The sequence below is a fragment of the Saccharothrix sp. AJ9571 genome (genome assembly GCF_021725495.1).
In the GTDB taxonomy this organism is placed as follows: domain Bacteria; phylum Actinomycetota; class Actinomycetes; order Mycobacteriales; family Pseudonocardiaceae; genus Amycolatopsis; species Amycolatopsis magusensis.
The window spans coordinates 7907079-7927678 of the sequence record NZ_CP091382.1 but is presented as its reverse complement, the minus strand read 5'-3'; the positions used below and the strand labels follow the sequence as shown (position 1 = coordinate 7927678).

The 20600-nt window shown below is 70.4% G+C and carries 25 protein-coding genes; 16 read left to right on the top strand and 9 right to left on the bottom strand.

The window, feature by feature from the left end:
• Positions 1-28: 28 nt before the first annotated feature.
• Genes L3Q67_RS35710 through L3Q67_RS35695 form a run of 4 tightly spaced genes read left to right on the top strand, consistent with a single transcriptional unit; the run spans position 29 to position 3250 of the window.
• Positions 29-1144, top strand: a complete 1116-nt coding sequence (locus L3Q67_RS35710; RefSeq protein WP_499185822.1) for a sensor histidine kinase — start codon at positions 29-31, stop codon at positions 1142-1144.
• The gene (locus tag L3Q67_RS35705; RefSeq protein WP_499185821.1) at positions 1141-1851 is read left to right on the top strand and encodes a transcriptional regulator; all 711 of its coding nucleotides are present in this window, start codon (positions 1141-1143) and stop codon (positions 1849-1851) included. Before L3Q67_RS35710 ends, L3Q67_RS35705 begins: the two co-directional genes overlap by 4 nt.
• Positions 1835-2824, top strand: coding sequence for a hypothetical protein (locus L3Q67_RS35700; protein WP_499185820.1), 990 nt, complete (start codon positions 1835-1837; stop codon positions 2822-2824). The genes L3Q67_RS35705 and L3Q67_RS35700 overlap by 17 nt, the downstream gene beginning before the upstream one ends.
• Positions 2825-2884: 60 nt before the next feature.
• Positions 2885-3250 carry a DUF1330 domain-containing protein gene (locus tag L3Q67_RS35695; protein WP_499185819.1) on the top strand — a complete coding sequence of 122 codons (366 nt, stop codon included), beginning with the start codon at positions 2885-2887 and terminating at the stop codon, positions 3248-3250.
• 24 nt (positions 3251-3274) lie between these two features.
• On the opposite strand, the gene L3Q67_RS35690 is transcribed toward L3Q67_RS35695, so the two are convergent.
• Together L3Q67_RS35690 and ctaD are read right to left on the bottom strand one after the other, a co-directional pair.
• Positions 3275-3940, bottom strand: coding sequence for a hypothetical protein (locus tag L3Q67_RS35690; protein WP_499185818.1), 666 nt, complete (start codon positions 3938-3940; stop codon positions 3275-3277).
• A 130-nt stretch (positions 3941-4070) separates the two neighbouring features.
• Positions 4071-5852 (bottom strand): cytochrome c oxidase subunit I, encoded by a 1782-nt coding sequence (gene ctaD / locus L3Q67_RS35685; protein ID WP_499185817.1) that lies wholly within the window; start codon positions 5850-5852, stop codon positions 4071-4073.
• Positions 5853-6010: 158 nt separating this feature from the next.
• On the opposite strand from ctaD, the gene L3Q67_RS35680 reads away from it, so the two are divergent.
• On the top strand, positions 6011-6544 hold the full coding sequence (locus L3Q67_RS35680; protein ID WP_499185816.1) for a hypothetical protein: 534 nt from the start codon (positions 6011-6013) through the stop codon (positions 6542-6544).
• A gap of 164 nt (positions 6545-6708) precedes the next feature.
• Entirely contained in the window at positions 6709-7599 is an 891-nt protein-coding gene (locus L3Q67_RS35675) for a manganese catalase family protein (protein ID WP_499185815.1), read from the top strand.
• Between the two features lie 54 nt (positions 7600-7653).
• Here L3Q67_RS35675 and L3Q67_RS35670 read toward each other — a convergent pair whose 3' ends face one another.
• Positions 7654-8178, bottom strand: coding sequence for a DUF2231 domain-containing protein (locus L3Q67_RS35670; RefSeq protein ID WP_499185814.1), 525 nt, complete (start codon positions 8176-8178; stop codon positions 7654-7656).
• 113 nt (positions 8179-8291) lie between these two features.
• Between L3Q67_RS35670 and L3Q67_RS35665 the strand changes: the two genes are divergently transcribed.
• From L3Q67_RS35665 to L3Q67_RS35655, 3 genes are all read left to right on the top strand, one after another.
• A complete protein-coding gene (locus L3Q67_RS35665; RefSeq protein ID WP_499185813.1) occupies positions 8292-8780 on the top strand; it encodes a hypothetical protein in 489 nt (162 codons plus the stop codon).
• A 120-nt stretch (positions 8781-8900) separates the two neighbouring features.
• The gene (locus L3Q67_RS35660) at positions 8901-9146 is read left to right on the top strand and encodes a hypothetical protein (RefSeq protein ID WP_499185812.1); all 246 of its coding nucleotides are present in this window, start codon (positions 8901-8903) and stop codon (positions 9144-9146) included.
• A gap of 408 nt (positions 9147-9554) precedes the next feature.
• On the top strand, positions 9555-9713 hold the full coding sequence (locus L3Q67_RS35655) for a hypothetical protein (RefSeq protein WP_499185811.1): 159 nt from the start codon (positions 9555-9557) through the stop codon (positions 9711-9713).
• Positions 9714-9818: 105 nt separating this feature from the next.
• Here the strand turns inward: L3Q67_RS35655 and L3Q67_RS35650 are convergent, their stop codons facing one another.
• A complete protein-coding gene (locus tag L3Q67_RS35650) occupies positions 9819-10280 on the bottom strand; it encodes a DUF4383 domain-containing protein (RefSeq protein ID WP_499185810.1) in 462 nt (153 codons plus the stop codon).
• Between the two features lie 118 nt (positions 10281-10398).
• On the opposite strand from L3Q67_RS35650, the gene L3Q67_RS35645 reads away from it, so the two are divergent.
• Together L3Q67_RS35645 and L3Q67_RS35640 are read left to right on the top strand one after the other, a co-directional pair.
• Positions 10399-11373 carry a glycosyltransferase family 2 protein gene (locus tag L3Q67_RS35645; protein ID WP_499185809.1) on the top strand — a complete coding sequence of 325 codons (975 nt, stop codon included), beginning with the start codon at positions 10399-10401 and terminating at the stop codon, positions 11371-11373.
• Between the two features lie 249 nt (positions 11374-11622).
• A complete protein-coding gene (locus L3Q67_RS35640) occupies positions 11623-12018 on the top strand; it encodes a hypothetical protein (RefSeq protein WP_499185808.1) in 396 nt (131 codons plus the stop codon).
• 21 nt (positions 12019-12039) lie between these two features.
• On the opposite strand, the gene L3Q67_RS35635 is transcribed toward L3Q67_RS35640, so the two are convergent.
• Positions 12040-13182 carry a carboxylate-amine ligase gene (locus tag L3Q67_RS35635; protein ID WP_499185807.1) on the bottom strand — a complete coding sequence of 381 codons (1143 nt, stop codon included), beginning with the start codon at positions 13180-13182 and terminating at the stop codon, positions 12040-12042.
• Positions 13183-13498: 316 nt separating this feature from the next.
• On the opposite strand from L3Q67_RS35635, the gene L3Q67_RS35630 reads away from it, so the two are divergent.
• The 3 genes from L3Q67_RS35630 (at position 13499) to L3Q67_RS35620 (ending at position 16055) form a co-directional block, all read left to right on the top strand.
• Positions 13499-14317, top strand: a complete 819-nt coding sequence (locus L3Q67_RS35630) for an alpha/beta hydrolase (protein WP_499185806.1) — start codon at positions 13499-13501, stop codon at positions 14315-14317.
• A 122-nt stretch (positions 14318-14439) separates the two neighbouring features.
• Entirely contained in the window at positions 14440-14886 is a 447-nt protein-coding gene (locus L3Q67_RS35625; protein ID WP_499185805.1) for a hypothetical protein, read from the top strand.
• Positions 14883-16055, top strand: coding sequence for a zinc-dependent alcohol dehydrogenase (locus tag L3Q67_RS35620; RefSeq protein ID WP_499185804.1), 1173 nt, complete (start codon positions 14883-14885; stop codon positions 16053-16055). The genes L3Q67_RS35625 and L3Q67_RS35620 overlap by 4 nt, the downstream gene beginning before the upstream one ends.
• Before the next feature lie 97 nt (positions 16056-16152).
• Here the strand turns inward: L3Q67_RS35620 and L3Q67_RS35615 are convergent, their stop codons facing one another.
• Both L3Q67_RS35615 and L3Q67_RS35610 read right to left on the bottom strand, forming a co-directional pair.
• Positions 16153-16476 (bottom strand): DUF8129 domain-containing protein, encoded by a 324-nt coding sequence (locus tag L3Q67_RS35615; protein WP_499185803.1) that lies wholly within the window; start codon positions 16474-16476, stop codon positions 16153-16155.
• 360 nt (positions 16477-16836) lie between these two features.
• On the bottom strand, positions 16837-17769 hold the full coding sequence (locus L3Q67_RS35610; RefSeq protein WP_499185802.1) for a MerR family transcriptional regulator: 933 nt from the start codon (positions 17767-17769) through the stop codon (positions 16837-16839).
• Positions 17770-17918: 149 nt separating this feature from the next.
• On the opposite strand from L3Q67_RS35610, the gene L3Q67_RS35605 reads away from it, so the two are divergent.
• Positions 17919-18284: a class I SAM-dependent methyltransferase gene (locus L3Q67_RS35605; RefSeq protein WP_499185801.1), complete on the top strand. Its 366-nt coding sequence runs from the start codon at positions 17919-17921 to the stop codon at positions 18282-18284.
• Positions 18285-18286: 2 nt separating this feature from the next.
• Here L3Q67_RS35605 and L3Q67_RS35600 read toward each other — a convergent pair whose 3' ends face one another.
• Positions 18287-19183, bottom strand: a complete 897-nt coding sequence (locus tag L3Q67_RS35600) for a PALP domain-containing protein (RefSeq protein ID WP_499185800.1) — start codon at positions 19181-19183, stop codon at positions 18287-18289.
• A gap of 74 nt (positions 19184-19257) precedes the next feature.
• Here L3Q67_RS35600 and L3Q67_RS35595 point away from each other — a divergent pair, with 74 nt between their 5' ends.
• Positions 19258-20187, top strand: coding sequence for a LysR family transcriptional regulator (locus L3Q67_RS35595; RefSeq protein ID WP_499185799.1), 930 nt, complete (start codon positions 19258-19260; stop codon positions 20185-20187).
• Here L3Q67_RS35595 and L3Q67_RS35590 read toward each other — a convergent pair.
• Positions 20164-20598, bottom strand: a complete 435-nt coding sequence (locus L3Q67_RS35590; RefSeq protein ID WP_499185798.1) for an iron chaperone — start codon at positions 20596-20598, stop codon at positions 20164-20166. The genes L3Q67_RS35595 and L3Q67_RS35590 overlap by 24 nt on opposite strands.
• Positions 20599-20600 lie beyond the last annotated feature (2 nt).

The window sequence follows — 20600 nt, the reverse complement described above, 5'->3', positions numbered from 1 at the left end:
GACCCCGGCGCGGATCTACTGTCGGGGCGTGACGACCACGAAGTGGCTTCCGGTGCGCGTGCTGCCCGTGCTCGTGACGGCCGTCGACCTGGCCGTGCTGCACGGGCCGGTGCCGGTGACCTCCCTGGACTGGGTGCTCGGCCTCACCGCCGCCGTGCTGACCGGCGCCGGGGCGTGGCTGCCGCTGACCACGACCGTCGCGCAGTCGGCGTTGCTGCTCGCCACCGCCGGCGGGGCCGTGCAGGCCGCGATGCCGGTGATGTTCGTGCTCACGATGATCACGCTGGGGGAGCTGTGGATCCGGCGCGGGCGGTGGCCCGCCCTGTGCGGCACCGCGGCCTTCGCCGCGGCGCAGTTGTGGCTGTACGCACCGGCGTTCGACCCGCTGCTGACCCCCACGTCGCTGCTGCTGACCGCCGCGCCGCCGGTGCTGCTCGGCCTGTACATCCGGTCGGTGCTGGGTGTCGCGCTGGAGGCGGATCGCCGCCGCGAGGAAGCCGTCCTGGCCGCCAGGGTCGCCGAGCGCACGGCGATCGCCCGCGAGTTGCACGACCTGATGGCGCACCACCTGGCGTCGGTCGCCGTGCAGGTCGGTGCCGCCCGCCACGCCCTGCACGGCAGCGACCCGCGCGTGGACGAGGCGCTGGCACAGGCACACGCCACCACCCGTGCCGGACTGGGCGACCTGAAGCGGCTGATGACCGTGCTGCGGGACCCGGCGGCGACGACCGAGGGCAACGCGGCCGGTGCCTCGCTCGCCGACGAGGACGGGTTGCCTGCCGCGCTCACCGCCGTCGTGGAACGCACTCGCGCGGCGGGCGTGGCGCTCGACGCGGAGATCGACCCGTCCGTGGCGGGCCTCGACTCGATCCGGCGCCTGGCGGTGCTCCGGGTCGTGCAGGAAGGCTTGACGAACGTGGTGAAGCACGGCGGCCCGCACGCGACACTGACCGTGCGAGCCGACGACCACGCCACACGGATCGCGGTCACCGACGACGGGACCGGTGCCTCGTCCGGCGCGCCGGGATTCGGGCTCGTCGGCATGCGCGAACGCGTCGAACTGCTGGGCGGGCGCGTCACCGCGAGCGGCCGGGATGGCGGCTGGAACCTGCAGGTGACGATCCCGTCGGGAGGCGAGCCGTGATCCGCGTACTGCTCGTCGACGATCAGCGACTGGTGCGTGCGGGCCTGCGGATGCTGTGCGAGGACTGCCCGGACCTGGACGTCGTCGGTGAGGCGGAGAACGGCGAGGAAGCCATCCGCCAGGCGGGCCTGGTGACGCCGGACGTGGTGCTGATGGACCTCCGGATGCCCGGCGTGGACGGCATCACCGCCACCGCGCAGATCGCCGCCGCGCGGCCCGCGGTCCGGATACTGGTGCTGACCACGTTCGACGACGACGAGCACGTGTACCCGGCGCTGGCCGCCGGTGCGCACGGGTTCCTGACCAAGGACGCGCCGCCGGAGGAACTGCTCGACGCGATCCGCCGCACCGCCGCGGGGGAGTCGCCGTTCAGCCCGCGGGTGTTGCGGCGCCTGGTGCGCAAAGCCGTTGGCGCGCACCAGAAGCCGGAAGAGGTGGTGGACCTGACCGAGCGGGAACGGGACGTGCTCGCCCTCGTGGCGGACGGACTGTCCAATGCGGAGATCGCCGCCCGCCTGCGCGTGGCCGTCAGCACGGTGAAGACGCACATCACCAGCCTCATGACCAAAACCGGCGCGGACAACCGAGTCCGCCTCGCCCTGCTCGCCCACCGCCTCCCCCCCACGCCCGCGTTGACCGGCGCCGGACCGGTCGTTGTGACATCGGCCGGGCCGCGACCGATCTCTACCGGTGGACGCTTCCGGTGAACAGCACATCGACGTGCGTTTCGTCCTCAGTGGCCAGGATTTCGCCCTGAGTGCGGACGTGGTGACCGAACGGCTCCGGCATCGGCTGCCGGAGGAGATCCGCACCCACTGGGTCGAAGTCGAGGGGGTGCGCTTCCCGGTCAAGCAGGCACTGGAGGCGGCGCTGGGGATCCACCGCACGGAGTTCACCTCACACGCCGCCCTCCTGCAGTTCCGCAGGCTCGGCCTGGTCACCAGCCAGCGAACCCGTCCCGCGGGGGTCCCCGCTCGCCGTCCGGCCGCCCGGAAAGCCGCCCAGGTCAGCGTCGAGGAGGCGGGCGCCGCGTTCGCCACACTGGTCGCGTTCCTGCGCCAGGCCCCGCTGACCGAGGGTGTCGGCGCACTGGAACACGCGCTGGTCGGCGTCGACGCGCATCGTGCCGAGGCGATCGGGAACGCCGCCGGCCTCACCTCGGACCTCCTGGAGGCCGCGCTGATCGTGCGGACCAACGTGGGCCGGGTCAGCGACGTCATCCACGCCACCGTCATCGCGCTGGCCCTGCCCGTGATCCTGGAGGACGGCGAAACCGTGACCGAGCGGCCGTCACTCGGCCCTGGCAACGACCCGGCCAGGTTGTTCGACCTGGCGACCAACCGCCGGGTCGCGGAGTTCAAGGTCGCGGTGTGGTCGGGCGGGGACGTGGTGCGCAAGCGGGCCCTCGTCGCCGACCTGGTGCACCTGGCCATGGACGGCAGCGGACGACGTCCCGAACTCTGGGCGGTGGGCACCGAACCGGCGCGGTTCCTGCGCACGAGCACCAGCCCGGTCGGGGAACTGCTCGGGCGCTCCTCACCGCACCTGCAACACCGGTTCACCCACCGCTACGGGACCTCGGCCATCCCGCTGCGCGAGTTCACCGCCACGCACGCGCAGCACGTGGAGCTGCTGGACATCACCGACGTGGTGCCGACGGTCTCCGCCGCGCTGCGCTGACCGCCGTCGGCTGGTGATCTTGCCGATGCGCTCGAGCCGGTTTGCCAGCATGATGGCGGTATGGCGATCGATCCCCGGGGTGCTGACCTGAAACGACTGCTCGCGGAGGACCCCGGCGGGCCGGTGGTCATGCTGAACCTGCTGCGGTTCGCCGACGGCGGGCTCGAGTCCTACGAGGAGTACGCGCGTCTCCTGCGGGAAAAGTTCCTGGCCCGCTACGGCGCGGAGATCCTCTACGCGGGTACGGGGTCCACCGTGCTCGTGGCGGAGGACGGGCAGAGCTGGGACGCGGTGGTGATCGTCCGGTACCCGGATCGGGCGGCGTTCAGCCGGATGGTCGCGGATCCCGAGTACCAGGAAGTGACGCGGTTCCGCACGGAGGCGCTGACCGAGGCGGTGCTCCAAGCCACCGTGCCCTGGAGCTGACCCGCCTCGGGCAGCGCGGGGACCTCAGCCGAGGCCGCCCACCCGGACCGGGAACGCCTGGATCGTGGCGATGGTGGTGCCCGGGTCGCCCGGCAGCACCAGGTCGACCGGGTTCTGCAGCTGGTAGAGATCGCCCTTCGGCGGGAACTGGCTGATGTGGCCGACCAGCACCGCCGGTTCCTTCGTGGTCAGCACCAGCGGCTGGTCGATCCGAGCGCCCGGCTGGACGATCTTCATGGTGAAGCTCAGCACCATGGTCTGCTCATACCGCTGCGGGAACGGCTGGGTGAGCTTCAGCGAGCTTTGGGCGGCCACTTCGGCGTCCTGCTGCTCGATGACGATCGCGCCGCTCTGCCGGGAGGCGCCGCCGGGTAGTTCGCCGGACATGCGCAGGCCGAGCATCCGCAACCGCACCGACGTGGCCGGGTTGTCGTCCGGGCTCGCCTCGGCGCGGAACGCGACCTCGCCCCGGAAGTCGGTCTGCACATCGGTGTTCCCGATCCGCAGCCCACTGTTCTCGGCGATCAGGCCGAGCGTGAACTCGGCGCCGACCGGCGGCACGCCCGCCTGCTGGGCGGCCCGGGCCGGCAGGCCGACGGCCGCCATCCCGCCGATGCCGAGCGCCGCCGCGGCGGCTCCCTTGAGGAAGTTGCGGCGGCCGGTGCCGAGGTGCCTGTCCGAGGCGGTCATGCGCTGTCCTCCACTGCTGTGATCGGAAACCTCCCTCGACGCTAAGTCGCTGATCAAGACCACGGGAAGCCCGGTTCAGCCACCCGGGTGGACGGTGAACCTGATCGTGGGCGAAGACGAGCGCGGTGGTTTACCGGCCGCGGGGGTCTTCGCTGGGGCCTTGGTTGTCGGGTTGGGTGGCGGCGGCGGCGAGTTCACCGGGGTCGGCGGAGCGTTCGCGGCCTTGTGGTGTGCGGTGTCCTTCGTCGCGCATGCGCTGGATCATGTGGGGGTAGTGCAGTTCGAATGCTGGTCGTTCGGAGCGGATGCGGGGTAGGTCGAGGAAGTTGTGTCGTGGGGGTGGTGAGGTGGTGGCCCATTCGAGGGAGTTGCCGTAGCCCCAGGGGTCGTCCACTTCGGCGGGGTCGCCGTAGCGGTAGCTGCGCATGACGTTGTAGATGAACGGCAGCACCGAAAGCCCGAGGACGAAGGAGGCGACGGTGGAAATCAGATGGAGGGTGGTGAATTGGTCGGTGGCCAGGTAGTCGGCGTAGCGGCGGGGCATGCCGGCGCTGCCGAGCCAGTGGTGGATGAGGAAGGTGCCGTGGAAGCCGAGGAAGGTGAGCCAGAAGTGCAGCTTTCCCAGCGGCTCGTCGAGCATGCGGCCGGTCATCTTCGGGAACCAGTAGTAGATGCCGGCGAAGGTGGCGAAGACGATGGTGCCGAAGAGGACGTAGTGGAAGTGGGCGACGACGAAGTAGGTGTCGTGGACGTGGAAGTCGATGGCGGGTGCGCCGAGTAGGACGCCGGTGAGGCCGCCGAAGAGGAAGGTGATCATGAATCCGACGGCCCAGAGCATGGGGGTTTCGAAGGTGAGTTGTCCGCGCCACATGGTGCCGATCCAGTTGAAGAATTTGATGCCGGTGGGGACGGCGATGAGGAAGGTGAGGAAGGAGAAGAAGGGGAGTAGGACGGCACCGGTGGCGAACATGTGGTGGGCCCAGACGGAGAAGGAGAGTGCGGTGATGGCGACGGTGGCCCAGACCATGAGTTTGTAGCCGAAGAGGGGTTTGCGGCTGAAGACGGGGATGATTTCGGTGATGATGCCGAAGTAGGGCAGGGCGACGATGTAGACCTCGGGGTGGCCGAAGAACCAGAAGAGGTGTTGCCAGAGGATGGAGCCGCCGGTGGCGGGGTCGAAGACGTGGGCGCCGAGGTGGCGGTCGGCGAGCAGGCCGAAGAGGGCGGCGGTGAAGACGGGGAAGGCGGCGAGGATGAGGATGCTGGTGAACAGGATGTTCCAGGTGAAGATGGGCATGCGCCACATGGTCATGCCGGGGGCGCGCAGGCAGAGGACGGTGGTGATCATGTTGACGGCGCCGAGGATGGTGCCGAGGCCGGTGATGATGAGTCCGGTGACCCAGAGGTCGCCGCCGACGCCGGGGGAGTAGGTGGCGGTGGACAGGGGGGTGTAGGCGAACCAGCCGAAGTCGGCGGCGCCGCCGGGGGTGAGGAAGCCGGAGATGGTGATGAGGGCGCCGAAGAGGTAGAGCCAGTAGGAGAAGGCGTTGAGGCGGGGGAAGGCGACGTCGGGTGAGCCGATCTGGAGGGGGAGGATGAAGTTGGCGAAGCCGAAGACGTTGGGGGTGGCGTAGAGCAGCATCATCACGGTGCCGTGCATGGTGAAGAGCTGGTTGTATTGTTCGTTGGAGAGGAACTGCAGCCCGGGGACGGCGAGTTCGCCGCGCATGAGCAGGGCCATGAGTCCGCCGATGAGGAAGAACGCGAACGAGGTCGCCAGGTAGAGGATGCCGATCTGTTTGTGGTCGGTGGTTTTGAGCAGCCGGAGCAGCATGTTGCCTTTGGGGCCGGCCTGGCGGGGTGTGCGTCGCGCGACCGGGGTGAGCACCGGCCGCGAATTCGTCTGAGTCATGTGAGCGGCCCCTCGTTCGGCAGCAAGAACGCTTCGCGGGCTACCCACCGCTCGACGGTTCACCCGTGGCAAATGGGTGGAATCGGGGGCGACCGCTGCCCCGGCTTCGGTGTGGTCCGCCTGCGCATAACCGCGGAGAGGCCGGGTAGCCGACCGGCATGATGAAACAGGCGGTGTGGCAGGGCCTGGTCTCCGGCGCGGCCGGGGTCGCGGTGATGACGCTGGGCGAGAAGCTCGAGCAGCACTTCACCGGCCGGCCGGACTCGCACGTGCCGGCGCGGGTGCTGCAGCGGCTGACCGGGATGGACGAACGTCCGGGGCGGCAGCCGGTGGCGGTGAACTGGGCGATGCACTTCGGTCAGGGCATCCTGCTCGGCTGTCTGCGGTCGGTGATGGCCCACGCCGGACTGCGCGGCCCGTGGGCGTCGGCCAAGTTCGCCGTGGTCCGCCTGACCAACGACCAGATCCTGGAGAACGCCACCGGCGTCGGTGCCCCGCCCAGCAGCTGGCCGCGGCGTGAACTGGTGGTGGACCTGGTGCACAAGACGGTCTACGCCTTCGTCACCGGGTTCGTCGCCGATGCTCTGGCAGGCCGTTCCGGTCCCGGTCCGGGCCAGCGGCACGCCGCGATCCTGCCCGGCCGTCACCCCGATGTGGGTCCGGTCCCGCGCGAGGACGCGCACAGCCGTTGAACGAGGCGCATCCAACGCTGCTGCCTAGCAATGAGCTTCCGGACAGTCCAGCCGTTTGAACGAAGAACACCCGATCGAGCCAACTCCGTGGCTTCTTTCGCGCATGAACATGATTTTTTCGGGAAACCGGTGCTCTGCCCACTGATCCCAGGAGGTTGTTCACGGTGTTCCGGCATACGAAATTGCTGCAGTTCGAGGCCAAGCCGGAAAAGCCCGACCCGGTGTACGCCCGGAAGTTGCAGGAGCTCATCGGCGGGGCGTACGGCGAGATGACGGTGACCATGCAGTACTTGTTCCAGGGGTGGAACTGCCGCATGGAGGGCAAGTACAAGGACCTGATCATGGACACGGCGACCGAGGAGATCGGGCACGTGGAGATGCTGGCCACGATGGTGGCCCGCCTCCTCGAGGGTGCCCCGTCGACGGTGACCGCGGAGGCGGTGAAGGATCCGGTGATGGCCGCGGTGATCGGCGGGATGGACCCGCAGCAGGCGATCGTGGCCGGTGGCGGGGCGATGCTGGGCAACTCCCAGGGGGTGCCCTGGATCGGCTCCTACATCGTGGCCAGCGGCAACCTGCTCGCCGACTTCCGCGCCAACGTCGCCGCCGAAGCCCAAGGCCGACTGCAGACCGCCCGGTTGTACAACATGACCGACGACCCCGGCGTGAAGGAAATGCTGAAGTTCAACCTGGCCCGCGACACCGTGCACCAGAAGCAGTGGCTCGCGGCCATCGAAGAACTGAAGGCCGACGGTATCGAGGAGACGCCGATCGCGCCGAACGCCTTGCTCGACGAGGAGGACCAGGTGCACAACAACACCATCTGGCACCTCTCGGACGGCCCGGATGGCGCGTCCGGTGGCTGGAGCAACGGCGACCACGACTCCATCGAGTACCTGATGGACCCCGAGCCGCAGGGTGGTCCGGGCACCGCCCCGAAACCGGACCCGGCGCTGTACGGCACGTATGCGCTGGTGAAGAACGAGGCGGGAGCGACGAAGGCCAAGGCCAAGACGAAGGCCAAAGCCAAGCCGGCCAAGAAAAAGAAGAGCTGAGCACGACCGCTCGGGTGGCGGCGGCCCGCCACCACCCGAGCGGGCTCCGTCCGGTCAGGTCGACTGCCAGCGGTGCACCCCCGCGCCCTGGGCGTAGGACAGGTGCCCGCCGAGCGCGCCGCCCGCGCTGATCGCGGCGAGCCCGACCAGGCTGGCCGCGACGCCCGCGCGATGCGCGCCACGCGCGCGGCACAGGTAGGACACCGCGAACAGCGCCGCGCCGGTGACGTTGGAGGCGGCGTGGGCCAGGCCCACCCGTCGCTGGCGCGGGCCGAGTTCGGCGTAGTCGGCCAGTCCCAGCAGCACCGTGGGCGGCGTCGCGGCCAGGCCGAAGGCGATCAATCTGCGGGCGGCCTCCCGATCGTCGGTGCCGAAGTCGAAGATCGCCGAGCACACCCAGGCGCCGATGGGCACGGTGACCAGCAAGGGGTGCAGTGGGTGACCGAGCCAGGCGCCGCGCAGCGCCCGCCGGGTTCCGGTCCTGTCCAGGGCCCGGCGGACCCGGTCGGCGAGTCCGGCCGCGGGGCCGTCGGCGGCGCGCCACGATTCGACGCGTTCGAGCAACTGGTGCGGGTTCATGCCGCCCCGGTTACCCCGCCGATGGGCCGGGTAACTCGGACGCGTGCGGTTTCCGCAGCCGAGCACTACACCGGTTCTGGGTTGCCCGGCCGGTGGATGGGTAAGCCGGGAGGGTGGACCAACTGCTCGGCATTTACCTCAATGATCAGCTCGCGCTGGGTATGACCTGGCGGGAACTGGCCCGGCGTGCGGCGCGCAACAACCGGGGCACGGCGTTCGAAGCTCCACTGGCCGAAGTCGCCGCGGCCATCGCGGCGGACGTGGAAGCGTTCCGCGGCATCATGAGCTCGTTGGGGGTCCGGCCGAATCCGGTGAAGGCCGGACTCGCGCTGCTCGGCGAACGGCTGGCGCGGTTCAAGCCCAATGGGCGCCTGGTTTCGTACTCGCCGCTGAGCCGGTTCATGGAGCTGGAAGTGCTCGCCATGGGGATCGAAGGCAAGAAGATCCTCTGGTCGACGCTGCGGGACGGTGCGGCGCTCCAGTCCCGGCTCCCCGGCGTGGACTTCGATCACCTCATCGAACGTGCTGCCGGACAGCGCTCGATCCTGGAGCCCCTGCGCCGGGAAGCGGCGCGGGACGCATTGCGCGAGGCGCCATCCTGACACGGCGACAGCGCCGACGGTGACGATCGAGCCCGATTCGGCGCGGTGAACTCCCGCGGTGACTCAGGGATCATTTCCTGAACCCTGGTGGACGCCCGCCTTCGAGAGGACCGTGGAGCCATGGGCAGTCCCGATGGACGCGAGGAAGCTGCGCGGCGCTTGGTCGAGCGGGTGCAGCGGCGGATCGCGCTGAACGAGGCCGTCGGCATCATGCAGACATGGCGCGACTGCGGGCAGCAGGAAGCTCGCGACGATCTCCGGGGCAATCACGGTGTGGCGGGGCAGCAGGTCGAGGCGGATCGGATGATCGCGGTGGTCAACGCGGACGCGCGGAACCGCGACGATCCCGACGCCGGTTGGGACTGACGCCTATTGGCAGTGGTCAGGTCTTCGGCGTTGAGCGAGCCGCTGGTTATCGCGCGGGCGATGTCGAGCAGGGTTTGCCTGGTGAGGCTGCGTTCGGCGAGTCGTTCGAGTCGGCGTTGGTCGCGTTCCTGGGTGAGGCCGAGGACGGCGAGGTCGGTCGCTCGATGCCGACGTGAGGAGTGCGGGCCTCAGCGTGCCGCGCCGGCGATCAGCTCGGCGGTCAGATCGCCGTACTGGTAATGGGAAAGCGTGTGCACCGGGCGCGGTCTCCGTGCGGGCGTGCGGGCACGCGGCCGCGAGCAGCCGCGTGCCCGCCCCGCAGGTACGGCCAGGTGACCGGGATTTCACCGGGTGGCTCGTGCCGGGAGTTGCGGACGAAGGCGCGTACCAGCGCGGGGAAAGGGCGCAATGACGGGGGCACGGCCGCGGCGGCCGGTGCCCGAAACCGGGGACGTCGAGGAGGAAGGTGCGGGCCCGAGTGCCGCAGGCGTCGACGGTGTCCAGCAGGTAACCGAGGGCGCCGAGCCCGGGAACGAGCACGACCGGCGCTACGTCCCGGTGCGCTGAACCTGCTTCGAGGCTGCGTACCCGCCGATCGCCCGCCACCACGTCCCAGCGGACCCGGTGGGACCGGCGCCGCTGCCGGGCCGGGTCATCGCGGTCGAGTTCATCCTATTCCGCGGAGCGAGGTTTGGCGGTCTTGTCCATGAGCAGGACGCCCATCGCGATCATGCCCAGTGCCAGGCCGAGGTGGAGCCAGTTGTCGGCGTGGTTGAGGGGCACGAAGTTCGCCGTGGAGTCGTGGTCGATGACCAGGCCGTAGATCCACAGCACCAGGTAGACGACCCCGCCCCCGATGAGGAAGTTGCGGGCGCCCTCGACCGACCTGGCGAGTACGAGTCCGAGGGCCCCGAAAGCCAGGTGCACCAGGTTGTGCAGGATGGAGACGGCGAAGATACCGAGCAGCATCGCTTCGGAGTGGTGCCCGGCGAAGGTCATCGTGTCGTAGTCCTGGGTGACGCCGGGGATGAAGCCCATGATCCCGACGAGCAGGAAGACGACCGAGACGGCCAGTGCGGCGAGCTGGACGGGCCTGCGGGCGGTACGGGTGGCTTGCGGGTTCCTGCCGGCCATCGGAGTGTCCTTTCCCTGCGCGTGTCGTCCGTCGGCGACGTGAACGGGTACCGGCTACCCCGCGCGGGGGCGCGTAACCCTGGTGCGAGGAGGGCCGCTGAACGGGTATCCGCCCGCCATGATCGAGGTGGACAGCAAACCGGGGTACGTCCTTCCGTTCCGGTGCGAGCACGACGAGGACCTGGCCGAACTCACCGCGTACCTCAGCCGGTTGTCCCGGCACGCGGAGGTGGTGGTCGTCGACGGGTCGGCTCAGCCGTGGTTCGACCGGCACGCGCGGGCATGGGGACACTTCGTCGAGCACTGCCGGCCTGATCCGGATCTGCGCTGTGCCAACGGGAAAGTCGCCGGGGTGCGCACCGGGCTGCGCCGGGTGCGGGCCGCCGGTGTGGTCATCGCCGACGACGACGTGCGTTACGAACCGCACGAACTCGCCGCGGCGATCCGCCTGCTCGAGCACAGCGACCTCGTCGTGCCGCAGAACTACTTCCGGCCCTTGCCGTGGCACTGTCGTTGGGACACCGCGCGCAGTCTGCTCAACCGGGCTTTCGGCCACGACTACCCGGGCACGCTGGCCGTGCGCCGCGAGGCCTTCCACCGCTTGGGTTGCTACGACGGGAACGTACTGTTCGAGAACCTCGAACTGATCAGGACCATCCGGGCCCGCGGTGGCACGGTCCGCCACGTCCCGGCGTTGCTGGTCCGGCGGCTGCCGCCCGACGCGCGGGTGTTCCTGTCCCAGCGGGTGCGCCAGGCGTACGACAGCTTCGCCCAGCCCGCGCGGCTGGCCGCCGAGCTCGCCATCATTCCCGTGGCCGCGGCTTTGGCCCGGCGGGGCGGGGCCGGGGCCGCGGGGATGGCGCTGGTTTCGGCGGTCGCCGCCGCTGAGGCCGGACGACGGCGAGCGGGTGGCGCCGCGGTGTTCCCGGCCGACTGCCCGCTGTGGGCCCCGTTGTGGCTGGCCGAGCGCGGCGTGTGCAGTTGGCTGGCCGTGGCGCTGCGACTGCTGCGCGGTGGAGTGGGTTATCGGGGCGGACGCCTGGAAGTCGCCGCGCATTCGGATGCTCGCTTGGCGCGCGAGCAGAGCCGGTAGCCGGTCCGGGGTTCGGGACCTGCGGTGGCCGGTAAGACCACCGCAGGCACGGTCCGGCTACCCACGAATCCGGTGGGGAACCGCGGCCGAACAGGTGGTTGACGTGGCGTGCGGGTGGGTATCCCGGCGTTTCGTCAAGCAGATGGCGACTCTCCGGTTCCGGTGAGAGGCGATCACGCCATGAACATCGCATTCGATCTCGCCGCGGTTTCTTCCACCGGCCGGGCCGGTCGACCCATGGAGGGCACGGTGGTCAGGCACACCCGTTCGTTCACCTTGCCCGGTGACGCGCCCGGGGTGGACGTGCGCAACGCGCCCGCGCGCGCCCGGTGCCTGCTGCGCGAGTTGCTGTGCGGGTGCGCGGACGCGGTGGTCGACGACGCGTTGCTGCTGGTGGACGAGTTGCTCACCGACGTCGTCCGCGCGCCGGCCACCCTGCGTGCCGTGCGGCTGGCCCGTGAAGACCCCGGGGCGGCCTACCTGTCGATCGAGGTGGACTACTTCGACCACCCGGTGCTGGCGCCGGGGCGTTCGGGTGGGGACGTGTTCGTCGGGCGTTGTCTTCTCGAGCGCTTGGCCGCGTCCTGGGGTGTCCGGTGCTCGGGTGCCCATCGGACCGTGTGGGCGCGGTTTCCGCTCGGCTGACCACTCGAAACAGGTTGCCGGTCAGTCCTGGATCGCCTTGGGGCGCGCCGGTGTGGTCGGCGAAGGCAGGTCCTGGATGGTGAGCCGTTCCAGGAGGGCCAGTGCGTCGGTGACCGAGCCGTAGGGGGAGAAGGCGTGGCGTTGCTGGGTGGCGCCGTTGCCGTGGGCGAGGACGCGGTTGAGCAGGGTGGTGGTCAGGCGGAGGTCGCCGAACCGCTCCAGTTCCGGGCGGATGTGCCGGATGAGTTCGGCGAGGAGGTCCGCCTGGGCCTGGGGTCGTCCGGAGGGCAGGTGGATGCCCGAGCCGGTGAGCCCGTCGCGGGCGGCGCGCCAGGTCGCCGCGCGCAGCAGTTGTTCGGGTACGAGGGGCGCGGCCTGTCCTTCGGCGATCAGGCGTTGTGCGGCCGCGACCAGCGCCCGGACGAGTGTCGCCAGCACCACGGTCTCGTCCGCGGTGGCGGGGACGTCCGCGACGCGGATCTCGACGGTGGGCAGGTGCGCGGACAGGCGAGCGTCCCAGTACAGCGCGCTTTCGTCCAGTACCGCGCCGCTGTCGACCATCGTCGCGACGAGTTCGTCGTAGTGCGCGGCCGAGGTGAAGTAGGGCGGTGGCCCGGCGCAGGCCCACCGGGACTGCAGTACCGCGCGCCAGCTGGCGTAGCCGGTGTCGCGGCCGTGGTGCACCGCGGAGTTGGCGGTGAGCGCGAGCAGGACCGGCAGCCACGGCCGGAGGTGGTTGAGCACCTGCACGCCGGTCTCGCGGTCGGGGACGTCGACGTGGACGTGGCAGCCGCAGACCAGCTGCTCGGTCAGCAGTGGCCCGGCGTGTGCGGCCAGGTCGCGGTATCGCTCGTGCTCGGTGAGTTCGGGAAAGCGCGTGCCGCCGGGCTGGACGCCCGCGGCGATCAGGCGGGCACCGGCGGACAGGGCCGAGGCCGCGGCGGTGGCCCGCGCGCTCAGCACGTGCCGGCGCAGTTCACGGGCGTCGTGGCAGACCGGTGAATTCAGTTCCAGCTGAGCCTGCCCGACTTCCCGCTGTGCCAGCAGGCCGATGGGGCCGGCGACGCCCAGAACCTCGTCCGCGCACGAGAAGGTGTCTCCGGCGGAGTCGATCAGGAGGAATTCCTCCTCCACACCCATCGAGGGCGCGTCAATGCTCGGCATGGCATACCTCGGCAATCAGGGGAATACACCGTGGGGAAAAGGGGGATGTCGTGATTCGGCACGGGCTCGACCGACCCGAACCGGCTACCACTGGCCATCCCGGGTCAAACACCTGGGAACAAAGGAAATTCGCGAGTACGGTCACGCCGCCGAAGCCCGGTATCCCGCGACAGTTCCATCGTGGAGCAAGGCGATTCCACCGTGGAGCGAATCAAGGGATCCGAATGCTCGCGGCGATTCCGCGCACGCGGTGCGACGGAGATCTCATCGGCAGGCGGCCGGGTGTCGCCGGTGGATCCACGGGTAGTCCGGCCGCATGAGTCCCCACGAACCGGGCCGGCCGCCGCACCTGGCCGAGCGGGCGGTCCGCACCTTGACGACCGCCGCGCGAGAACATGTCGTCGTTTCGATGCTGGGCATCCCGCGGCTGCTGCGACACCCCATCTGGCGGGCGGCGGACCCGCGCCAGGGCTCGGGACGTGGTGTCCTGCTGGTCCCGGGCTTCGCCGCGCACGACCACAGCCTCGCCCTGACCGCCGCGTGGCTGCGAGCCCGCGGCTACCGCACCACCGGGGCCGCGATCGGGCTCAACGCCGGGTGCACCACCGAACTGGTCGAGCGCATCGAACGCCGGCTCGAAACGCACGTGGCCGCCACCGGCGGGCGGGTGGTCCTGCTCGGGCAGAGCCGGGGCGGCACCCTGGCCCGCCTCGCCGCCGCCCGCCGTCCCGAGCTGGTTCGTGCCGTGGTCATGCTGGGCAGTCCCGTGGTGGATCCGCTGGGTGCGCAACCGGACGTCCTCCGGTTCGCCCGGTTCCTCGCCCGCCTGTCCGCGGTGGGTGTGCCGGGGTTGCTGGATCAGGACTGCTTCACCGGGGACTGCTTCCGGGACAACCTCACCGCTCTCGCCGACCCGCTGCCCGGCGACGTCCCCGTGCTGTCGTTCTATTCACGCTCGGACGGCATCGTCCCGTGGCGGTCCAGCCTGGACCCCCACGCGGAATGCGTGGAGGTGCACAGCACCCACACCGGAATGGCGTTCGACCCGGCGTTCTACACCGAACTGGAGCCCAGGCTCGCCCAGTGGGCCGCCGCGGGCACCGACCGCCACGAACAGCTGGACCACGCCTGCTGACACCGTGCCCGGGGGCGACAGCCGCCGAACGGAGGCAATAACCCGGCGGTGGCGGTGAATCCGCGTGAGGTGGCCGTGGCGGGGTATGCCCGGCCGAGATCCGCGAGATGTTGGGAGTGGTGATGAGGTCCACGACCGGAGCCGCTGTGCTCGCCGCCGCCGGAGTCGCGGCGGGCACCGCGTTCGCCCGCAAGCTGAGTCCGCCGCCTGCCCGGAACAGGTGGCTGGCGGTGACGGTGAACCTGCCGCAGGACACCGTCGAGCGCCACGAGCACCTGCGTGCGTTCACCGAACTGGCCGATCGGGCCGAAACCCGGGTCCGGCAGGCGCCCGGCGGCAAGGGCACCGAACTGGCCGCGCGGTTGCGTGAAGAACCGCCGTCCGCGGTCGCCAGGGTGGCCGGTGCCGATCCACGGCAGGAGGTGCGCACGGTGCTGCGTGAAGTGAAGTCGCTGCTGGAGACCGGGGAAGTGGTCCAGCCGGACGAGCCGACCACCGGGAAGCCGACACCGGGCGGCAGGCTGGTCCGGTTCGCCACCCGCCGGGCGCAGGGGGAGGGGCGGCTGTGAAGGCACTGTGCTGGCAGGGCGTGAACAAGTTGTCGGTGGAGACGGTCCCCGACCCGCGGCTGCACAACGACCAGGACATCATCGTCAAGGTCACGGCCACCACCACCTGTGGTTCGGACCTGCACCTGATCGGGGGCTACATCCCCGCGATGGAGGCCGGCGACGTGCTCGGGCACGAGTTCCTCGGCGAGGTGGTCGAGGTCGGCCCCGGGGTGCGGCGGCACCGGGTGGGTGACCGGGTGGTGGTCGCCTCGTTCATCGGCTGCGGCCGGTGCTGGTACTGCGCGAACGACCTGTGGTCGTTGTGCGACAACACCAACACCAATTCGGGTATCGCGGCGGCGTTGTACGGCTACGAGCCGGGCGGCATCTTCGGCTACTCCCACGCGATGGGCGGCTTCCGCGGCAGCCACGCCGAATACGTGCGGGTGCCCTTCGCCGACCACGGTGCGTTCACCGTGCCGGAAGGGGTGGACGACCACAGCGCGCTGTTCGCCTCGGACGCGGTGCCCACCGGCTGGATGGGCGCCGATCTCGGTGGCGTGCGCGAGGGTGACGTGGTCGCGGTGTGGGGGTGCGGCGCGGTCGGGCAGATGGCCGCGCGGGCGGCGATGCTGCTCGGCGCCGAACGGGTCATCTCGATCGACCGGTACGCCTACCGGCTCGAATCGGCCGAACGGCACATCGGTGCGGAGACCATCGACTACACCGCCACCGACGTGGGCGCCGAACTCCGGGAACGCACCGGCGGGCGCGGGCCGGACGTGTGCATCGAAGCGGTCGGCATGGAGGCGCACAGCGACGGTCCCGGCCACGTCTACGACCAGGTCAAGCACCAGTTGCGACTGCAGACCGACCGGCCGACGGCCGTGCGTGAAGCCATCCACGCCTGCCGCAAGGGCGGTTCGGTGTTCGTGCTCGGCGTGTTCGGCGGCGTGGTGGACAAGTTCCCGCTCGGTGCGATCCTCAACAAGGGCCTCACCATCCGCGGCGCGCAGCAGCACGGGCAGCGCTACATCCCCATGCTGCTCGACCGGATCGCCCAGGGTGAACTGCCCACCGCGCACCTGGCCACCCACACCCTGCCGCTGAGCGAAGGACCGCGGGGCTACGACCTGTTCAAGCACAAGAAGGACGGTTGCCTGCGGGCGGTGTTCCACCCGCACTGACCCCACTTGTCCCGGCGCGACCAGTACGAGAGAACCTGGTACTCGGTCGCCCGGGCGTGGCCGGGGCCGGTGGGTGGATCCGCCGAACCCGGGTGGTTCACTGACGGCCGCGCTGCGGGGTCTGTTCGGCCATGCCGTGCCGCAGCGGCGTGGTGGATTCGGCCGCGGTGGCTTCCTGAACGGGGGATCCGTGGGCGTGCTTGGCGGCTCCGGGAGCCCGCGTGGGGTCACCGCCTGTCGGCTGCGCGCCCGCGTCCAGCTGCTCCAGCCGGGAACGCAGGATCTCCAGCACGGGAAGCCGATTGCCGTGCCGCTCTTCGTGCTCGATGAGTTCGCGCAGGGCCGGTGCGGTCAGGCTGCGGACCCGATCCTTCACCGCCCCGAGTGGCAACTGGTCGAAATCGGGAATTGAGTCGGTCATGGACGGCGGCTACCCATCGCCTGCTCGGTCAACCGTGTTTCCCCCGATTCTGACGCCGATCGGGACTTGGCCGTCCATCGGTCGCCCTTATCCGTGTCGTTCCCGAATTCCCCTTGCGGTGGCAAACGAGGACCCGCTCCGCCTCAAGGATGGCGGGGGAAAAATCCGAGGCAGAGCGGGAGTCGAAGACCGGCCCGGGAGTCGCCTCTCGGCGAGTGGCCGTCACCAGGTACAACGCCCCGGCGAGCCCGGTGTTCCACTCCCGGGTTGCGATCTGGGTCTCATCGCCAGACCTGGACTTGTGCCATTCCAGCCCCGCATGACATTCGCGTTCGACGACGCAAACGGGTCGTATTTCGATCAGTCCGTGGCGGGCAGCCAGTCCTCGGTGTCGCGGTGACGGCCGAGCCCGACCGCGTCGAACTCGTCCAAGTGCTCGCCCTTGGCGACTTCGAGTTGCCGAAGCGCTCGGGAGATCGGGCTGCCGATGGACGGGAAAGGTTCGTCCTCTGCCAGATGCAGAGGTCCGAGGACCACCTCCCCGTCGTTCCACACCTGTGCGACCTGCGTGCCGTCTCCGCCGAAGAACTCGGCCTCGACATAGGCCACGGGGCCCTTCGCCGAACACGCTGCCAGCGCGCTGCCGAAGCCGGCCGGAGTTTCCCGGAATCCGTCGATTTCCGGAGCATCGAGGACGGTGACCGCGTCGAAGAACGCGTCGGTCATGGGCAACAGCCACAGGTGCTGGCAGAGGGGCACGATGCACGCCTCCTCGATGTCGCCGGCCAAGTCGCGAAGCACGGGTTCGCTGGCGATGACGGCCTGCAGGCAATATCCCATGTTCACCTTGTCGCTCGTGCGTGACTTTCTTCCCGTGAGAGGCCGCGCTGTCGCCCGTCGATGATCGACCAGAATGGGGAGCATTTCAGGGGATCGTCGGCTGGGCATCGCCGGCCGTGTTCGAGTGCGGTGCGGGCCACTTCGATACGGCGTTGACACTCGGCCAGTTCGGCCAGCTTGTGCTCGACCAGTTCCTGTCGGGCCCTGTCGCTCGCCCGCGAGGAAGTGCCCGATCTCCGCCAGCGAGAAGCCGATGTCGCGAAAGAAGAGGACCGCGCTGACTTCCCTGACCGCCGACGCGGCATAACGCCGTCGTCCCGCCTCCCGCGTCATCGGCCGCACCAAACCGAGCTCGTCGTAGTAGCGCAGCGCGCTCGTCGGCACGCCGGTCCGTTCGGACAGCTCACCGATGGACAGCGACGTCGGAGCCGGGGTGCGCTGGGTGGCGGACATTGACTTCAAATGTACTTGAACTGCTTGGCTGACCTCATGAAAACCAAGGAGAGGGTGCTGGGGCGCGTCCTGCGATGGTGGGGTCCTCGCGGAGGGCTGGCGCAGTTCCACCGGCCGACCGCGTCCTCGAACTCGGCTGTGGTCCGGGTGTGGCCGTCGCCGCCCTCGCCAGCCGGGCGTCCCGCGGATCGGTCGTCGGCGTCGACCATTCGCAGGTGATGATCCGCCAGGCCCGCCGCCGCAACAGGCTTGCCATGAGGGCCGGGCGAGTACGCCTGGTGCACGCGCCGGTCGAGAGCCTGCCGGTCGGCGACGGGCCGTTCGACGCCGAGCTTGCCGTCAACACAGTCGGCATGTGGCCCGAGCCGACCGCCCGGCTACGCGAACTCGCCGGGCTGTTGCGGCCCGGCGGGCGCATCGCGCTGGTGTCCCAGCCCCGCTGTCCCGGTGCCACCGCGGCCGATTCGGCGGCGGCCGCGAATGAGCTGACCGGGCAGCTCGGGCACGTGGCGTGAAGCTACGGGGTCCAGTCCGCGTTGGCGCCGCACAGGATCACGCACGGACGCTCCCCGGGGACCCGGCCGGACAGCCACGCGGCGAACGGCACCGCGGCCGCCGGTTCGACGGCCAGCCGGAACTCCTCCCACAGCCGGTCGCGTGCGGCCAGGATGTCGTCTTCGGCGACCAGCAGCGAGCGCACCGGGTAACTCGACAGGATCCCGAATGGGACCGTGCCGGTGCGCGTCGCGCCGAGCGCCGACGCGGCGACGGAGACCACTTCGGTGTCCACCGGTTCGCCCGCGGCAAGCGCGTGGTGCAGGCAGGCGCACCGCTCCGGTTCGACCGCGACGGTCAACCGGCCCGCACCACCCAGAGCGACACCCGCCGCGAGGCCACCGCCCCCGACGGCGACCGCGATCGAGTCCACCTCCGGTGCGTCCTCCACGATCTCGGCCGCGACCGTGCCCTGCCCCGCGATCACCACGGGGTCGTTGTACGCCTCGACGTACCGGATGCCCGGCCCGGCGGCTTCCCGCGCCGCGGCCGCCGCTTCGAAGTAGGTCGAGCCCGCCCGGACCAAGCGCGCGCCGGCTCGTTCGATGCGCCGTGCCTTGCCATCCGGCACCGATCCCGGCACGAAAACGGTGGCGCGCAGGCCGAGGATCGCGGCGGCGGTCGCCACCCCGATCCCGTGGTTGCCGCCCGACGCGGTCACCACCTCGGCCGGCCGGTCCCCGGCGAGCAGCGCGTTGAGCGCACCGCGCAGTTTGAAGGAGCCGGTGCGCTGGAGGTGTTCGAGCTTGAGCGCGAGCGGCCTGCCGTCGACCTCCGCGTGCAGCAGCGGCGTCCGCCGGACGTGCGGGCGGATGCGCTCGGCGGCTGCGGTGACCTCGGTGGTGAGCGTGGCTGTCATGACTCCACCATGCCGCCAGGAAGCCGTTAGCGACCAGCGCTGATCGCTTGCCGGACGTTAGCGATACTTAGGGGGTGATCACCGCTGAACGGCTGCGGGTGCTGGTCGAGGTCGCGCACGCCGGGTCCATCGCCACCGCCGCGCGCCGCATGGGGTTCACCCCGTCCGCGTTGTCGCAGCAGCTCGCCAGGCTGGAGCGCGAGGTCGGCTGCGCGCTGCTGGACCGGCGGCCGACCGGCGCGGCGCTGACCGAAGCGGGGCGGCTGCTTCTCGCGCACGGCGAGGCGATCACCGGTGAACTGCGAGCCGCCGAACTGGCCATCGCGGAGCTGCGCGAACTGCCTGCCACCGACCTGGGCATCGGCGCGTTCGCCACCGCGGGGCAGGTGCTGCTCCCGCCCGCGCTCCGGGCCTTCCGCCAGGCGCACCCGCGGACCCGCCTGCGCCTGACCGATCTCGAACCGCCGGACGGCTACGACCTGGTGCTCTCCGGCGACCTCGACCTGCTGATCACCCACCGCTATCCAGGCGTCCGGCTGCCACCGTCCCGCGGCCTGGCGCGGCGGCCGCTGCTGGCCGACCGCCTGCGCCTGGTGTTGCCCGCCGACCACGCGCTGGCGAACGCCCGGCGGCCGCGGTTCGAGGACTTCGCCGAGGACGACTGGATCTCCGGCGACGACGCCGCACCGAGCCGGGTGTGCTTCGAAAGCCTGGTGGCCGAAACGGGGGTGGCGCCACGCGTGGCCTACGAAACCCGGGACTACGCGGTGATCCTCGCGCTCGTGCGCGCGGGGCTCGGCGTGTCGTTCGTGCCGGACACGCTGCTGGCCGGAGCCGGTCAGGACGGGCTGGTGGTGCGCGACCTGACCGGCAGGCGGCCGGTGCGCGAGATCCACACCGTGCACCGCGACCGCCCGCCCTCACACGTCACGACGATGGTGTCCCTGCTCGCCGGGAGCGCGGCCAGGTTCACTCCCCGGTCAGCTCATCGCCCGCTTCAGTAGCTCGCCGAGCCGGGCCTCGACCGCCGGGGTCAGCTCGGCCAGCGCGAACCAGGTGGCCCACAGGTCGCCGTCGTCGAGGTTCGCCTGGTCGCTGAAGCCGAGCATGGCGTAGCGCGTCTTGAACTTCGACGCGGGCTGAAAGTGGCAGACCACCTTGCCGTCGTGGGCGTAGGCGGGCATCCCGTACCAGAGCTTCGGCGCGAGGCCCGGCGCGTTGGCCTTGATCACCTCGTGCAGCCGCTCGGCGATGACGCGGTCGGACTCGGCGAGGCCCGCGATCTTCGCGAGCACCTCCGGTTCGGTGTCGGCCTTGGCGCCGCGGCGGGCGCGGGTCTTGAGTTCCTTGGCGCGGTCCTTCATCGCGTCGCGCTCTTCGGTGGTGAACCGGTCGTACTTCTCGCTGGTGGTCATGC

Excerpts from the sequence above, each read along its gene's own strand:
- L3Q67_RS35630 (WP_499185806.1), top strand. The coding sequence starts at position 13,499 with ATGAGTCCCCACGAACCGGGCCGGCCGCCGCACCTGGCCGAGCGGGCG.
- L3Q67_RS35615 (WP_499185803.1), bottom strand. The coding sequence starts at position 16,476 with ATGACCGACTCAATTCCCGATTTCGACCAGTTGCCACTCGGGGCGGTG.
- L3Q67_RS35660 (WP_499185812.1), top strand. The coding sequence starts at position 8,901 with ATGGGCAGTCCCGATGGACGCGAGGAAGCTGCGCGGCGCTTGGTCGAG.
- L3Q67_RS35680 (WP_499185816.1), top strand. The coding sequence starts at position 6,011 with ATGATGAAACAGGCGGTGTGGCAGGGCCTGGTCTCCGGCGCGGCCGGG.
- L3Q67_RS35635 (WP_499185807.1), bottom strand. The coding sequence starts at position 13,182 with ATGCCGAGCATTGACGCGCCCTCGATGGGTGTGGAGGAGGAATTCCTC.
- L3Q67_RS35610 (WP_499185802.1), bottom strand. The coding sequence starts at position 17,769 with ATGTCCGCCACCCAGCGCACCCCGGCTCCGACGTCGCTGTCCATCGGT.
- L3Q67_RS35655 (WP_499185811.1), top strand. The coding sequence starts at position 9,555 with ATGACGGGGGCACGGCCGCGGCGGCCGGTGCCCGAAACCGGGGACGTC.
- L3Q67_RS35600 (WP_499185800.1), bottom strand. The coding sequence starts at position 19,183 with ATGACAGCCACGCTCACCACCGAGGTCACCGCAGCCGCCGAGCGCATC.
- L3Q67_RS35625 (WP_499185805.1), top strand. The coding sequence starts at position 14,440 with ATGAGGTCCACGACCGGAGCCGCTGTGCTCGCCGCCGCCGGAGTCGCG.
- ctaD (WP_499185817.1), bottom strand. The coding sequence starts at position 5,852 with ATGACTCAGACGAATTCGCGGCCGGTGCTCACCCCGGTCGCGCGACGC.
- L3Q67_RS35650 (WP_499185810.1), bottom strand. The coding sequence starts at position 10,280 with ATGGCCGGCAGGAACCCGCAAGCCACCCGTACCGCCCGCAGGCCCGTC.
- L3Q67_RS35670 (WP_499185814.1), bottom strand. The coding sequence starts at position 8,178 with ATGAACCCGCACCAGTTGCTCGAACGCGTCGAATCGTGGCGCGCCGCC.
- L3Q67_RS35695 (WP_499185819.1), top strand. The coding sequence starts at position 2,885 with ATGGCGATCGATCCCCGGGGTGCTGACCTGAAACGACTGCTCGCGGAG.
- L3Q67_RS35645 (WP_499185809.1), top strand. The coding sequence starts at position 10,399 with ATGATCGAGGTGGACAGCAAACCGGGGTACGTCCTTCCGTTCCGGTGC.
- L3Q67_RS35690 (WP_499185818.1), bottom strand. The coding sequence starts at position 3,940 with ATGACCGCCTCGGACAGGCACCTCGGCACCGGCCGCCGCAACTTCCTC.
- L3Q67_RS35590 (WP_499185798.1), bottom strand. The coding sequence starts at position 20,598 with ATGACCACCAGCGAGAAGTACGACCGGTTCACCACCGAAGAGCGCGAC.